7 protein-coding genes and 1 tRNA gene are annotated in these 15,231 nt (G+C 61.2%); 4 read left to right on the top strand and 4 right to left on the bottom strand.

The genetic code is table 11. From position 1 onward, the window contains the following. Positions 1–16 precede the first annotated feature (16 nt). Positions 17–2,830, bottom strand: a complete 2,814-nt coding sequence (locus HHL09_RS02295) for a hypothetical protein (protein WP_169452879.1) — start codon at positions 2,828–2,830, stop codon at positions 17–19. 303 nt (positions 2,831–3,133) lie between these two features. On the opposite strand from HHL09_RS02295, the gene HHL09_RS02290 reads away from it, so the two are divergent. Further along, positions 3,134–3,451: a bactofilin family protein gene (locus tag HHL09_RS02290; protein ID WP_169452878.1), complete on the top strand. Its 318-nt coding sequence runs from the start codon at positions 3,134–3,136 to the stop codon at positions 3,449–3,451. Here the strand turns inward: HHL09_RS02290 and rarD are convergent, their stop codons facing one another. Continuing rightward, positions 3,452–4,414: an EamA family transporter RarD gene (rarD, locus tag HHL09_RS02285; RefSeq protein WP_277349148.1), complete on the bottom strand. Its 963-nt coding sequence runs from the start codon at positions 4,412–4,414 to the stop codon at positions 3,452–3,454. It abuts the gene before it with no gap. Then, entirely contained in the window at positions 4,375–4,989 is a 615-nt protein-coding gene (locus HHL09_RS02280; protein WP_169452876.1) for an LON peptidase substrate-binding domain-containing protein, read from the bottom strand. The genes rarD and HHL09_RS02280 overlap by 40 nt, the downstream gene beginning before the upstream one ends. A gap of 114 nt (positions 4,990–5,103) precedes the next feature. Here HHL09_RS02280 and HHL09_RS02275 point away from each other — a divergent pair, with 114 nt between their 5' ends. The 3 genes from HHL09_RS02275 to HHL09_RS02265 all read left to right on the top strand — a co-directional run bounded on the left by HHL09_RS02275 (position 5,104) and on the right by HHL09_RS02265 (position 8,252). Beyond that, positions 5,104–6,024: a M28 family peptidase gene (locus HHL09_RS02275; RefSeq protein WP_169452875.1), complete on the top strand. Its 921-nt coding sequence runs from the start codon at positions 5,104–5,106 to the stop codon at positions 6,022–6,024. Positions 6,025–6,116: 92 nt separating this feature from the next. After that, positions 6,117–6,189: transfer RNA gene (locus tag HHL09_RS02270), tRNA-Ala, on the top strand. A gap of 158 nt (positions 6,190–6,347) precedes the next feature. Beyond that, positions 6,348–8,252 (top strand): sulfatase-like hydrolase/transferase, encoded by a 1,905-nt coding sequence (locus HHL09_RS02265; protein WP_169452874.1) that lies wholly within the window; start codon positions 6,348–6,350, stop codon positions 8,250–8,252. Positions 8,253–8,300: 48 nt separating this feature from the next. Here the strand turns inward: HHL09_RS02265 and HHL09_RS02260 are convergent, their stop codons facing one another. After that, entirely contained in the window at positions 8,301–15,218 is a 6,918-nt protein-coding gene (locus tag HHL09_RS02260; protein ID WP_169452873.1) for a hypothetical protein, read from the bottom strand. Positions 15,219–15,231: the final 13 nt, after the last annotated feature.

Raw genomic sequence — 15,231 nt, 5'->3', positions numbered from 1 at the left:
GAGAGGGTGTGCGACTTCAATCCGTCTCGAACATGAAGAAGGCCTTGGCCTCCGGCGACGCGAACTGGAACTCGATGCCGCCCGAAGGGGTGATCACGGGCGAGGAACCGGACGGCAGCGGGAAGTCGACGAAGTCCTCGAGCGAGGTGGACTTCTTCCAGCGGGTGGTGAGCTTGAAGCGGTGGCTGACCGGGTCTGGCGCGACCACGGATTCTCCCGGGTGGAGGGCTTGGATCTGGGCCGGGGTATAGAGCGGTGTCCGCGCCACTTGGGCGAGATAGGCGCTCGCGAGGGCGGGCTGGCTCAGCTCCCAATTGAAGTTGAGGACGGCCATATTATACTCGGAGGCATCGTTCAGGCCGTCGCCATCCGTATCCGTGGTGAAGGACAGGCCCCGGCCGGTGAGCTGGATGATGAAGGGATCGGCTCCATCCACGTTGTTGTTCGGAATGGAAAGCGTGGCCGTCTTGGCGCCCTCGGTGGTCGGAGCGAAGAGCACCTTGAAGCTCGTGTTCTGGCCGGCGGTGATCGGGTCCGAGGAGGGCTGCGCGCTCACCGTGAAGCTGGCGTCGCCCGAAACGGCCACCGCAGGGCTCCCGGTCAGGGAAAGCGGCCCTGGCGGGGGAACGTAGGCTGGCGTGCCGGGATTCGTAATCTGGATGGTGATCTCGCGGCTGGTATCGATCACGAGAGGACCACAGGCCACCGTGCCGCCCTTGGGGACGACAGCACCGCCGGATACCGCGACCGTGATCGCGGGAGGAGCCACGGGAATATCGAGCTGGGTCACGAATGCGGCCCCGGCCTGACTCACATCACCTTGCGTGGGATCTTGGATCCGCGTCACGCCGTGTACACCATAACTGACCGTTTCGGCCCCTACCACGACTGTCTCGCCGGAGATTGACACGGAGCTGCGATACCCTCCTGAACCACTCGAAGGCAGAAAAGCCAGCTGGCTCCAGGACGTGCCGTCCCTGCTGAAAATGTAGCCGGCCGGGTATTCGAACGTGTTGCTGACCGGTCTTCCTGACACCACCACCTTGTCGCCCGAGACTCCCACGGAACGTCCGAAGTTTAGGTTGGTGGTAGAGTTGTGGGCCTTAAGGTAGGCCTGCTGCGACCAAGACGTGCCGTCGCGGACGAAGATATAGGCGGCACCCGAGCTGTCGGCGTATCCCGAGGGGGGGCTGTTCACGCCGGTGTTGCCGTACTCCTCCGAGGGCGAGCCGACGATCACCGTGTCACCGGAAATCGCCACGGAGGTGCCGAACTCGTAGCCCTGCCACCACGTATCGCTGGTGCTGGGGTTACTCGCCTTCAGATAGGCCTGCTGAGACCATGTAGTGCCGCTCCGCACGAAGACATAGGCTGCTCCGGCATAGGCGCCGGAGTTGTTGGATTGGTCGCCATTCACCCCGGGGGAACTGCTGTCCTCGTAAACGGCTCCAGCGACCAGGGTATCCCCGGAAATGGCTACGGCGTTGCCGAAATAGTCTCCCCCTTCGGCATTGCTGGCCTTCAGGTAGGCTTGCTGGGTCCAGTCCGTGCCACTGCGGGTAAAGACATAGACCGCCCCGGCACCTGCAGCGCTATTGTCCGTCTGATTGCCATTCACGCCGGTGGCGTTGCTGTCTTCGCTTGGAGCACCGACCAAGATCGTATCGCCGGAGATCGCCACGGCGGTGCCGAAAGAGTCGTCTGCTTGGGCATTGCTGGCCTTCAAGTAGGCCTGCTGGCTCCAAGTGGTGCCGCTGCGGGTGAAAACGTAAGCAGCACCGGCGAAACCAGCGCTATCGTCCGCCTGATTGCCATTCACGCCGGAGGCGGCACTGTCTTCCCAGGCCGCCCCCACGACCACCGTGTCGCCGGAGATCGCCACGGTGGAACCGAACTGGTCCTCAGCACCGGTATTGCTGGCCTTCAGATAAGCTTGTTGGGTCCAAGTGCTGCCAGTGCGGACGAAGATGTAAACCGCGCCCGAATCCATGGCGGCGTTGCTGGCTTGGTCGCCATTCACGCCGGTGGCCGCGCTGTCCTCGTTGGATGCCCCGACGACCACGGTATCTCCGGAGACCGCAACCGCGCGGCCGAAGTAGTCTGAGCTCCCGGCATTGCTGGCCCGCATGAACGCTTGCTGGGCAATAGGGTCGATCGTGATCGGGTAGCGGGCGCTCCGGTCATCGACAGTGATGCGGATGTCCTTGCCGCTGGCCTGCTCAAAACGAACCGCGAGCTTCGCGCCCGTGGCGTCCCAGGCCTTTAGCCCGCCATAGCTCAGGGCGGTGGCTCCGTCTTCCTGATGGAATGAAACGCTGTCTCCCTGCTCGGATACCCGCGGGCTGACACTGCCGCGGGTGCGCAGATGAAGATGCAGCGGGGCGCTTGCGTTAGAGCGATCCGGGCGCTGCCGGATGTCCCAGCCTTGTTCCAGACCGCGGGTGTCATTGATGAACCACTCGGTTAGGTTCTCGTCCCGCTGACAAGTGATCTTGTTTCCCGTTTGACTCAGCTCGGCAGGGGATGCGGTGGCCGGCACTGTGCGGTCGCCGTATCCGGTGAGCTCAAGGCCCCAGGTCCAAGCACCGTGGTCGGGGGAAACGGTGAAGCCTTTGCCATCGAATTCCGTCTGCCACTGCTGGCTGGGATTGCGGGCGCTCAGTTTGCCATCCTGCTGCTGCTGGGCCGCATGGCGGGTAATTTCATGGGCGGAGCGTATCCCGGCCCAATCCGCGGCGGCGAGACCTTCCGGCGCGGGGGACAGTTGGGGAGTGGTGGAGGCGAAGGCAATGCCGGAGATTCCGGCCAGAAGCAAGACGAGAGGATTCATCTTTCAGGGTGGAAGGGGCGATGATGGGGCCCGGGCCGCGAGCCGCCACCATCGCTTTGAGTTTATTCAGGCTTCAGGTCACTAGAAGAGCAGACAGATAGAGAAAGCGTCTACATAGGAGTTGTGAAAAAATGATGCGATTTTCGCGGGACCGCTGATCTCCATGAAAGCCCCCTCAAGGTGAGTTCGGCCGGACCATCGGCGGCGCCCCCGGAATCCCGCCGGATCGCGTCGCCGGTGCACCAAATCCCTCGGGAAATCCGATTGCCAAGCCCCCCGTGCTCTGCTGAATTCTTCCCCATCATGGCAAACGCAACCAACGTGCTCGCGAGCGGGATCGAGATCAACGGTTCCATCCGCTTCTCCAATGACATGATCATCGACGGGAAGATCGAGGGCGAGATCATCTCCGAGAAGGGCCGCGTCACCATCGGTGAGAACGCCATGATCAAGGGTAACGTCACCGCTGGCGACGTGAAGGTCTTCGGCAAGGTCGAAGGCAAGATCACCGGCGAGCGATGCGAACTGAAGGCCAAGTCCCGTCTGGAAGGCGACATCAAGGCCAAGATGTTCTCGATGGAGGAAGGCGCCCAGCTTTCCGGTCGCACCGAGATCGGCTAATCAATCTGCCGCAACTTTCTGATTTTCAAGAGGGCTGTCCGTTTGGGGCGGCCCTTTTTTTGTGCCCCGCTTCAGCGCGTCCACGGCATAGATCGCCACGGCGGTCCAGATCAGGCCGAAGGAAATCAGGCGGAGGGTATTCAATGGCTCCCCATACATTCCCCAGCCGATGAGGAACTGGAGCGTGGGCCCGATGAATTGGAGGATGCCGAGGCTGGTGAGGGAGATCGTGCGGGTGGCGTGGCCGAAGCAGAGGAGGGGAGTGGCCGTGGCGATGCCGGTGCAGATCACCAGTGCGGCCGTCCAGCCACTGGGGCCGAAGAGTTCAACGCCCTGTGTGCCCCGCCAGATCAGCCAACCTAGAGCAATCGGAGCCAGCAGGGCGGTCTCCGCACCGAGGCCAGCCAGCGCGCCCAGCGGCGCCTTTTTCCGGACCACTGCGTAGAGGGCAAAGGTCACGGCCAGCACCAGCGCGATCCACGGGACGCCTTTTACGGCGGGGAATTGGCAAGCCACCCCGGAAGCAGCTACCGCCACGGCGAGCATTTGCAGGCGATTCTGGCGCTCTCCGAAGAACAACGCGCCGAAGAGCATGTTCAGGAAGGGATTCAGATAGTAGCCGAGAGCGCCTTCCAGAATGTGATTGTTGAGAGTCGCCCAGACGTAGAGCAGCCAATTCGAGCCGAGAAGGACTCCGGAGAGGAGGTGCCAGCCCGCTCCGCGCAGGGTGGAGATGCCACGGAGCATGGTCCACAGCTGCCTTTGGAAGGCCAGCACCGGCAGAAGCAGGAGAAGGGACCAGAGAGTGCGGTGCGCGATGATCGAGGCGGGCGGAAGGAAATGAAGGTGCTTCCAGAAGATCGGAAGCACGCCCCATAGGAAAAACGCCGCGACCGCGCTCAGGACACCATTCCGGGATTCATTCACTGGGGTGCACCGGACTCGAACTTCTTGCAGATCCATGCGATCCGGGCGGCGGCGGACTCCATTTCGAGGAGGTCCTGGCGTTCGTCGGGATCGTGCAGGAATTGCTGGGCCATGACGTCGGCCAGAATCGAGGGGTCATCGATCTGGGACGTCATGTTGGTGAGGGCTTCCCGGACTTCGCCCGGAAGATCGCGCGTCACGGACTCCACGGCTTCGTGGAGGGCCTCGAGCGCGCCTTTCGACTGGGACTCCGGTTCGAAAATCGAGGGCACGGGCTCGATCCGGGCGAGGGGGTAGGGGCCATCCAGCCACTCGGTGAAACGGACGCGGATCACCCCGTGGAGGAGGAGATTAGAGGTGCCGTCATCCAGTTCCCGTGAAGCCCGGACGAGGCCCATGGTGCCGATCGGCGCCACGCAACTGCCGGGATTGTCGGTTTCCGGGCCGAGCAGGCGGGCGACGGAGAAAAAGCAGCTCCCCTCCAGGGTATCCTGCAGCATTTCGCGATAGCGGGGCTCGAAAATATGCAGCGGCAGTCCCCCGTGTGGAAAAAGGGTGCAGTCGGGCAGCAGCATCACGCCGCAAGTCTGGGGGATGTTCAGCGACGACATCGCCGCAAGGGAGGCGTGGCCCTGCCCGGGTGCAATTCAAAAAACCGGGAAAGCTTGCCACAATAGGACGGTCCAGCCTTGCACCGGCTCCCCGCCTGACAGTGGGATGGGCGCGTGACCGAGGAATCTGCCCCGCGCCGCGACCCGCGCGTGACCCTGCTGCTCTGGATGCTGCCCCTCTGGCTGGTGATTTCCAGCGGGGTGGGGATGTGGCTTTATTTCCGCAAGCAAGCCGCCGCCGCGCAGGAAGAACGGCTGAAGATCGCCACGGTGGTGAGCAAGGAGGGGCTGCAGGATGACATGTCCAAGCTGCTGGGATTCGTGGGTGAGCGCCACACGGCTAGCGAGGTCGGCGCGCAGGGATTGAACCGCGCGGCGGCGATGATCGAGGGCTCGCTCGGCGGGGCGAATGCCGGCTACACGGTGGAAAGAGTGCGGACGCCGGAGACGGGCGTGGGCACTTGGCCGATCCTGGTCGCTACGCTGCGCGGGCAGGATGCGAAGCTGGATCCCTTGTGGGTGGTCGCCGCGTATGACACGAGGCCGGGTTCTCCGGGGGCCGAAGCAAATGCCAGCGGTGTTGCCAGCGTGATGGCTGCAGCCCATCAACTCGCGGACAAGTCTCCGAAGCGGGCGGTGAGCTTTGCTTTCCTGCCGCACGCCTACGATGCCGATGCACCGCTGATGGAAACTTTTGAAGCGCTTCGCGGGCGGATCGGCGGTGCGTCCGAGGTGCTGGTGGTGGAATCGACGGGGGCTGCGAAGCAGCTCATGCTGAGCAGCCGGAATGCGGAGAGCGGTGCGCTCCGTCAAGTGAGCGGGATCGGTGAAGTAGTGGGTGCGGAAAGCATCTGCCTGGAAGAAGACTTCGATCTTTCCTCGGTGCTTTTCGAGACTGGCTTGCCCACCGTGCGAGTCGCCACGCGTCCGGTGGTGAAGATGGACGAGGAAGATGCGGGCGCTCCGGATCCCGCTATTCATGCGGGTTCCACGGGGGCACTGGTCACCTTGATCCAAAGACTTTCAGATTCATGAAAAAAACCTCTTGCGCGGCCCCGATTCATCTCCTACCAAGCCGCCCGCACGCGGCACCTCACGGAGCCACGAGCAACAACAAGACACCGTAAGGGGGATTAGCTCAGTTGGTAGAGCACTTGCATGGCATGCAAGGGGTCAGCGGTTCGAATCCGCTATCCTCCACGTCTTTGAAGCCCCGCGATCGCGGGGTTCTTTTTTGCCCGTGATCAAGGCACGAATTCGCAGCTACGAGGCGGCGGAGGGCAAGGATTCGAATCCTCCGATCTTGTCACCTGAAGCTTCGCGACCGCGCCCTGGGAGCCGTGGTTTCAGCGGCATCCATGACTTCACGCCGACTGCTCCTCTTGGTTCTCTCCGTCTTTCCATTGATCGCCCATGCGGAAAGGAAGCCGAATATCCTTCTGATCGTCGCCGATGACCTGGGCTGGGGCGAGCTGGGTTGCCAAGGTTTCTCCAAGGAGATCCCGACGCCCCACATCGATAGCATCTTCGCGAATGGGACTCGCTTTACCGATGGATATGTGAGCGCTCCCTACTGCAGTCCCACCCGTGCAGGGCTACTGACGGGGCGCTACCAAGAGCGCTTCGGCCATGAGTTCAATCCGGGCATTCCGGTGGTGGCGAGTGAACCGACCGGCTTGCCGCTGGATGAGGTCACCATGGGCCAGCGTCTGAAGTCCGCGGGCTATGCGACCGGGTGGTTCGGCAAGTCCCACTTGGGAACCACGCCGTCACATCATCCACTGCGGCGCGGCTTTGATGAATTCTACGGCTTCCTTGCTCCGGGGGGGCACAGCTATATCAGTCCGGGGAGTGGTACGAACGCCATTCTGCGGGGATACGATGTGGTGAAGGAGCCGGGCTATCTGACGGAGACCTTCGCGGCGGAGACGGTGTCATTCATCGAGCGGAAGAAGGATGAGCCGTGGTTCGTTTATCTTCCTTTCAATGCGGTCCATGCGCCGCTGGAGACGCTGGCGAAGTACGAGGATCGCTTTACTTCGATCCAGAATCCAAAGCGCCGGAAATTCGCGGCGCTGCTTTCCGCTCTGGATGATGCGGTCGGCGAGGTGCTGGGGAAAGTGAAGGAACTGGGCTTGGAAGAAGACACGCTCGTCTATTTCGTTAGCGACAATGGCGGGCCGACCGATGTGACCACTTCAGGCAACGGCCCGCTGAAGGGGCTCAAGGCGCAGACCTCGGAGGGCGGCATCCGCGTGCCCTTCGCGATCCAATGGAAAGGGCATCTTCCTGCGGGGAAGGTAGATTCGCGCCCGGTGATCCAGCTTGATCTGCTGCCGACCAGCTTGGCCGCCGCGGGCGTGGAGATCGATCCGGCTTGGAAGCTGGATGGCGTCAACCTGTTGCCTTATTTGAAGGGTGAGAAGACCGAGGAACCGCACAATGTGCTGTATTGGCGCTTCGGCCAGCAGTTCGCGATCCGTATGGGAGATTGGAAGCTGGTGAAGTCCGCTGCGGATGGCGTCATCGATCGTGCCGAACCCGGCTTGGCAAAGACAGGGGGCGCGAAGCTTTACAACCTCGCCAGCGATATCGGGGAAAGGAACGACCTCGCCGCTGCAAATCCCGCCAAGGTGGAGGAGTTGGCGGCGCTTTGGAACGCTTGGAATGCGACACTGATCGCGCCGAAGTGGACTCCGCCGGGATTCCATCCTGAAGGCGGACGGATCAAAGAAGGGAAGGCTGCAAAGTCGACAAAGACGCAAGGCAAGAAGTCGAAGGCAGAAGTGGCCAGCAATGCCTCGAGGGTAGGTCCTTGGAAATCGGGTGACGTGCTTGCACTCGATGATTCACCATCGATCGCAAACAAGGGCTTCACGCTCGGAGCCGAGATTGAAACGGGAGATGCACCGACCGGTGTGATCCTGGCCCATGGCGGGCATCTTCGCGGGTATGCGCTGCATGTGACCGGGGGCAAGCTTGTCTTCTCTTTCCGGTCGGATGGTGAGCTCACAACCGTCGCTTGCTCCGAAGCGCTGGCCGTAGGCACGCATAAGATCGAAGCGAACCTATCTCCGGTAGGTCGTCTCACGCTCAAACTCGACGACAAGGAAGTCGCGGAAGGGAAGACGCCGGAGTTGATCAAGAAGCGTCCGGGCGAAGGACTCACCGTGGGGAATGACGGCAGCAATCCAGTCGGTCCTTACTCCGCGCCAAACGCTTTCAGCGGCAAGGTCACGCGGGCGACGATCACGATCCGCTGACTGGACTCTGCCGGGGGCGAATTCGTTTCGCCCCCGGTCGCTTGTTCTTCACAAATCGAATACCTCGATCCTCGCGCCTTTCTCGGGGTGGCTGATGAGCACTGAGATCCTTCGGATTTCACCGAGTTTCTCGCCGGTGTGGCTCAGATAGTCGAATTTCCCTCTCAAGTCCGTGTAGCCGTCCTTGTGGAAGCGGGTTTCGCCATTCATCCCCTGCACATAGACTTTCACGTAGCATTGGGAGAGGGGCAGCCGGCTTGCGGTATCATAGACCTGCAAGGTCCGCTCTTCCGGCTGGCGGATCATCTCGAGCGCACGGCTATCGAGCACCTTCAGCATGTTGGTGGTGCCTGAGCTCGCGGTGACGAGCACGTTTCCTTTCCGGAAGTTCTCCGGTAGCTCCACAGTGGTTTCCGCTGCTGCCAAGGCGACTTCCCGGGTTTCGTTCGCGCGGATGCCGGGCTGCAATGCACCCTCTCCCGTGAGGAAGGGGTCCTTCGAGAACAGAACTTCCAGATCCACGCTGAAAAGCTGGAGCGAGGTCTTGCCCAGCTTGTGTTGCTTCACCAGGAGCTTTCCGTCGGCAGCCAAGGCGAGGTCGATCGAAGGCGCTTCTTCCTGCGGCTTTTCTTCGTCTGCCTTCCGGGGCACTTGAAGGGCCAGGATTTCGTCCGCCTGTGCAATGACCTTGCCAAAGCGTTCTTTCCATAGGCCCGGAGGGAGCGCCCCATACTCCAGCGCGATGGCCCTGGCTTCCACCGCTTGTGAACGATGGAAAAGCACGACCGCTTGCAGGTAATCGTAGGCCATCCGGCTCGTGAGATCGGCAGGATTGAAAGCGTCGAATCTTGTCAAAGCTTCATCGACCCGGTCCTGAAGCAGCAACTGTGCGGTGAGCGATAGCTGGTCCTCTGCCGTGAGCACCGGTTTCCATGCCAGGATGTCGAGGAATGACTCGAAGTGTCTCAGTGCATCCGGATGAGTCAGGCGATCCTTGTCCGCGAAACGATGAGTGCGCGGATTGACGAGCGGATCGAACTCAATGGTTTCCCAATGACGATGCTCCTCTGGCCGGATCTTGAGCAGCGTGCTGTCGAGCCACTCCCCGAGGTCGTCGGTCAGCGGGGTGTTCTCCAGCGCATCCCCGAGGCTGCCCGCATCCGCATGGAAGAAGGCATAAGCGTAAACTTCACGGGAGAAATGGAGCCGTTCGCGCAAGATGGCCACGGACTTCTGATAGAAATCGAGCTCCCGCATCCGCCAGCGGATCAGCTTGAGATCCGCAGTCTTCAGATTGATGGTCTTCAGCCGTTCTAATACCACCTCGGGAGAGGCATCCCGCGCGATGGCGGGCCAGGAATTCGCGTCGATCGGAGCTGCTTCGGCTGGGGCCCGCAGGGTCTTGCTCTCACCACGCGCGAGCACGAGATCACCCTCGGACACTTGCATCGGGTAGATCGGGAACTCGCCCGGTAGAGGGAAATAGAAGGCGAGCTTCAGCGTCAGCACTCCGTAGGGTTCAAGATCCTTGGTGAGGGATTCCGTGGAACTCTTCGCCGACAAGGGAATCGCGCCGGCGGGAATCTGTGCCAGCACGTCGATCCGGCGGCCTGCCCCGGAGGGATTGGTGACGATCATCGACGCTTCATAGGGAATGCCCGGTGTGAAATCCCCGGTGATACTGTTCTCGATCTTCCGGCCGTTCTCCGTCCGGAACTGATCATCGAAGCGATGGAAGGTCTGGCGAACCAGCACCGGAGAGTCCTGCGCCAGCTTCTGTGTTTCGCGGGTGTCCTTGTAGAAGAGAAGCATCGGCTCCCTCGCTTTCACGCGTAGCGTTGAGCCATCCACCGTTGTTTCGGGACGTTCGGCCTTGAAAGGAAGGTCCAGCATCGCGAGGCACAGCAGTGCTTCGTTGGCATTGCTGGTGCAGGCATTGAAGTGGGGCGAGACGAAAGAGCCATTGCCATCCCATGCCGCAAGATCCAGCCAGAAGCGGTTTAGAGGGATGAATGCCTCACCGGTGGATCCGATGTAGTGGTAGTATCGGGACTCTCTCCACAGCCGGGTTTTGTCGCGATCCGAGCTCCAGGACGGGCGTGCGGGGAAGTTGCCCGCCACAGGACCTGCGAAGGCAGGGGCACCAGGCTGCGGATTGTTCAGCACCGCGTCGATGTAGTTGCGGTTGGTTGCGGAGCCGTCGCTGCGGAGGCTGCCTGTCACCATATCGGTGACGCTCAGGTCGATGGGTTTTCCGATGGAGTTCGCGATGCTCCCCTCACTGCCGCTGAAGGCGTCCATAGCCTCAAGCGCTCCGCTATGGCCTCCTGAAATCTGCTCTGTGATCTGCTCGATCAGATCAAGATTCGTTGGCGTATTGCGGACGACGAGAGTGCTGGTGGCCGCATCGAATCTGGCGGTTGCACCTTCTGGAAATTTCACGCCGTTGGATTGGAGCACCTCAATCTCATTCTTCCTCGGAGCCAAGATTTCCGGCATTCTTCCGGAGGGGGAGTCGGCAAAGGGATCTGAGAATGGATCATCCTGGGGGTCTCGTAGGGAACCGCCTAATGACGAAATGAAATCTGGCGGTACGAGGAAGGTCTTCGTGAACAGATCTTCGTCAGTCTCCGTGGCCGGGACGAAGGTCACGGCAAAGTCATCCACTTTATAGCGGAGCTTTGTCCCATCGACCAGATACTTGAGCACCTTCCCCAATGGTACGTTTCGCAGCTTCAGCTCTTTTACACGGAGCGTACCGGGGTCAATCCCTTGCGCCTCGCCAACAAGGGACGGACGAGGTTTCCGGATCGCAAAATTGATACCCCTTTTGGCGGGGTCGATTTCGATTGTGTCTTGTTCAATCGATTTTGCACGAAGGTGGTCGATTGCCTCTGCAACAGAGATATCCTCAAAATCGATCTCCGGGATGATGATCGCATCCAGCTTTTTTATTAGATAGGTAGCCCCCGTGGTTCCTCCCTCCTCAGGTGCATTAAACTCGGGCGATGCGGAAGCCAGTCCCAGCGAGTCCGCTACGGAAAGCTCGCTGCCACCGAGGGTCTTCGTGAAGAGGATCGTTTCCTGTTCCGGGGTCGGAGACTCGATTTCCCAGCGGTTCTCCAACTCGCTGGTGATGCGCTGTCGCGCCGCGGGCAGCGCTTGCGAAAGCAGGGCTTTCTCCGCGGCATTCAGCCGCTGCCAGGCGTAGGGGCGCAGATATTTGTTCAGGTCGCGCTGCAGCAGGACGTCATCGATCAGATCCGGCGCCTTCTTCTCCGCAAGCATCGGCTTCACGTGCTTGTCGAAGAATTCCTTGTCCTTGCGCGCCAGGAAGAGATGGAGCTCATGGCACGCGTGCTCGGAGAGAAAAGCGAGCTTGGCGGCTTCGTCCAGCGAGGGCCAATCGATCAGCGGGCGGAATCTCTCAAGGTTTGGATCGCCACTCGCTCCTGCGAGAAACGCATGCGCTTCTGCAAGAGTAGTGAAGGCACGCCAGTCCGCATCGATCACACTCTCGATGCTGGCTTCCGCGCCTTTGGCCAAAGCGGCGGCACGACGGGTTCCCACGTGATATTTCCCCGGGTCAAGCGGGCGGCTCAGCCTGCGATCGCGCAAAGGTGGATCGTTCGGAGCAAGGGGAAGGATGCTGTGGTGGCGCGCGTGGTGATCAAGGACGATCACCTCAAGATACTGGCAATGCACGAAGTCCGTTGCGGGAAGACGGAGCGTGCCATCTTCGGCTACCTGCAGATCACTGCGGACGACCGAGCCCTTCGCTAGAAAATCCACGCTTTCCCACAGGTCCTCCCGGTTTGAATCGTCATCGTCACTGCTTTCCGGAGCTGGCTGCGATTCCCCTTCGCTGAGACGGGGCAAGACGTTCCCATCCAGGCCTCCGGCGCCGGCTTGCTTGTCCTGGACCAGATCTTCCTGGCTCCAGCGGTTTACCAGCAGACCGGGGCGGGGCAGCAGGGAGCCGGGATAGCTCTTGGCCGCGCGGCGGTCGAGAATGTAGCGCAGCTCATCGCTTAGCTTCCGGGCCTCCAGCAGATCGTTGCCGATGAAGTCCGGCACGATGCTATCGGGTTCGGGATTGGCGAAGGGTTGAAGCGCATTACCCATCGGCCAGTGGTAGAGGTATCTCCGGCCGACGAGCGCAACCCGGGTTCCCGGAGCTGCACCATTCACATGAAGGACCAGTGAGCCTTCAGCGAGCGCCGCGCTGTGGATCGAAGGCATCGCCGGCAAGTGATGCGGCACGATCCGCGACGTGGAAACCAGCAGTTGCTGGCGGAGCTGTCCTCCCGACACTCGAACCGGAATGTTGCTCCCATCCATGGTCAGCGAGTAGTCGCCTGCGGGGAGTCCGCGCACCACGAGGAGACCGTCTTGGGAGGCGAGCTTGTCGAAATGATCACGCACGACCACATCGTCGCGTGTTTCGACCAAGGAAACGCGGGTCCGGTCCGGGTTTTCCATGGGGCGTGTCAGGGGAAGGCGGGCTTCTTCGCCTAGAGCGAGGTTCAGGTGACTCGGGCGTTTGTGCCAGCTCTCCTCATTGCCGGGCTGTAGGCTGGCACTGTCGATTCCGGTGCCTTTTGCTTCCACCACTTCGATATCCGGCAGGGAGCCAAGCTCCACCTTGCCGCTATCATCGGTGCGGACTTCGAGTTGCAAGGACTCCTCGTAGTCACGATGCAGGAACTCCAAGCTCACCGGGCGAGAAGGAAGCGGCTCGCCATTGCGGCCACGGACTTCGAGGCGGTAGCCCTCGGTGGACTTCGTGAAAAGCCCCGCTGCGATCCTGCTGCTGCCGAGGATGCCATTGAGCTGATAGCTTTTCTCGGCGGTGACCGGCACCGGATCTTCGCCATCGTGCGGAGTCACGGTGCCGGTGAATTTCAGTCTCAAGCCACGGGCATTTGCCGGCACCTGGAAGGGGATGCTCATGGCGGGCTCCAGCTTCAGCTCGCTGCTGATTACCCGCTCGGTCTTGGTTCCGTTGACCAAGGTCGCCTCCATGACAATGGAGGGTTTCTCGATCCACTCCAGGGGGATCTCGTGGCCATGGCTGTTCAAACGCAGGCGGAGGCTCAGGCTCGCCTCCTGATCGGCGAGAAGCTGCTCGCGATCGACATGGAATCGCGCATCCAGCGAGACTTCATCGAAGCGCGGGCGCAGTTCGAGCGGAACGGCCAGCTTCCCGTGGCGGACGATGCCGGTATTTCGCGCGGATCTCCCTTTGTCCGGGACGAAGATGCCGCCCTCTTCCTTGGCGGCGAAGGTCTCGGTGCCGATGCTGACGCTGGCGTCGGTCAGCAGATTTCCTTTTTCGTCAAAGACACGTATGATCTGGCCGCGTGCCGCGGGCTCGATGAACGGGATCAGTCGCCCCTTGCGGATCAAAGCCCGCGAGACGACTCCACGCGAGACACACTCCACGATCCAAGCACCCGGTCCGGTCAATTCCGGTAGATCTAGTACTTCGCGGTGCAGCAGGAGCGGGGCCTGGTCAAAGCGGAGGCTTCTTTCAAAATGAGGAACTAGTCCCTCAAGATCGAGGCCGACAGAGGGCTCGCTTTCCTCGCGTTCGATCCAGCCGGGCAGATCGAGCTCGAAGACCCGCACGGCGAGTTCCGGCGTGTTTTTAAGATCCAGCGTGAGCTTCACCGCGGCATCTCCACCGAGCAACTCCTGCTGGCCGGGAGCGAAGGAAATGCGGGTTTCCTTCTGGAGTTCCTGGACCTCGGCGGGATGAAGCACGGCTCCCCAGCGGTTGGGATCTGCTCCGGCGAGGAGGCGCGCGCGGGCATGGATCTGGCGCAGGGGTGCTTCTTCGATGAACTCCTTGAAGGGATCCGAGCTCTCCATCGTGCCCAGCAGATGCCGGAGGTAAACCTGCACGAGGGGGCGGTCGTCATAGACCGGTGGGCAGCCGGTGGCTTTCCGAAAGTCTTCGCTGAGCTGGATCACCGGATTCTCGGCGGCGGGTGGCAGGAGACGGTAGAGGCTATCGACTGACCGGGGCAGACGGAGGAAGGTGAGGAGATCCTCCTGAGGAAATTGTCCCAGTTCCCGCTGGAGTCTCAGGTGATGGAAGAGGACATGCGCTTTCAGGGAATTCAAGGCTGGCGGCAGACCCAGAACGAAAGTCCTGCAGGCGGCCAGATGTGCGGCATGGGCGGCGGTATCCCGGTCGAAATCCGTCTCGGCACCGGGCAGCAGGGTCGTGAGGTAGCGGACGGCGAAGGCCTCGTCATTCCTCAGCGAAGGAACCGCTGCGAGCAACTCGTCCATCTGCCCGCGTGTCAGGAGTTGGTGGATCTTCCTTTCCCCGAACTTGTCCGGTCCAGAAAGCTGCAGGTTTTTTACAATGAGCGGGACGATCCCGGGATGATCCGCCCGCGACAAACTGCGGTGAAAGAAACGCAGCTTGGTCTCATCAAAGGTCGCGAGGCGATCAAGTTCGGCCAGCAGCCGGGCCTCGGAGTATTTCTTGTAACCTTCGCCGGAATTGCGGGCGTTCGCGATGTTTTCAAACGCCTGTGCGGAGATCAGGGCAGGATCGAGACGATCGGGGAGCTTCTCATCGGCTCGCGCATCGGGCTTGGTGTCCTCAAACTTGAGATCGAGCTGCCGGATCAGGGCATCGGAGGATTTCCGGGGTTCCGCGTCGAATCGAAGAAGGAGTTCCCGATTTTCGAGGATTTCCAGCCCATCGGTGGGAATCAGGATTTCGGTTGAGGAAGCGGCTTTCCAAGCCTCAATGGTCTTGCGGTAGGCGTCGGCTTGCCCGGAAAGCTGTTGATGGAGAGCGTGGTAGAAGAACCAGTCCCGGGTCTGCGGCACGAGCTTCGACAGGGCGGCCTGGCGCGTCGCCGGATCGGCAAACGCCTCCTTGAATTCTAGGTCCGCCGCTCCCAGAGGCAGGACAAACAGCAGGGAGATGAGGCTTTTTCTCATGATGAGGATATAG

The organism is Luteolibacter luteus (assembly GCF_012913485.1).
Lineage (GTDB): Bacteria > Verrucomicrobiota > Verrucomicrobiia > Verrucomicrobiales > Akkermansiaceae > Haloferula > Haloferula lutea.
The sequence above is the reverse complement of the archived record's forward strand: the minus strand, read 5'-3'. Positions and strand labels throughout refer to the sequence as shown.

Bases quoted from the DNA above. Each gene is read 5' to 3' on its own strand.
- rarD (WP_277349148.1), bottom strand. From the start codon at position 4,414: ATGGATCTGCAAGAAGTTCGAGTCCGGTGCACCCCAGTGAATGAATCC.
- HHL09_RS02280 (WP_169452876.1), bottom strand. From the start codon at position 4,989: ATGTCGTCGCTGAACATCCCCCAGACTTGCGGCGTGATGCTGCTGCCC.
- HHL09_RS02295 (WP_169452879.1), bottom strand. From the start codon at position 2,830: ATGAATCCTCTCGTCTTGCTTCTGGCCGGAATCTCCGGCATTGCCTTC.
- HHL09_RS02260 (WP_169452873.1), bottom strand. From the start codon at position 15,218: ATGAGAAAAAGCCTCATCTCCCTGCTGTTTGTCCTGCCTCTGGGAGCG.
- HHL09_RS02290 (WP_169452878.1), top strand. From the start codon at position 3,134: ATGGCAAACGCAACCAACGTGCTCGCGAGCGGGATCGAGATCAACGGT.
- HHL09_RS02265 (WP_169452874.1), top strand. From the start codon at position 6,348: ATGACTTCACGCCGACTGCTCCTCTTGGTTCTCTCCGTCTTTCCATTG.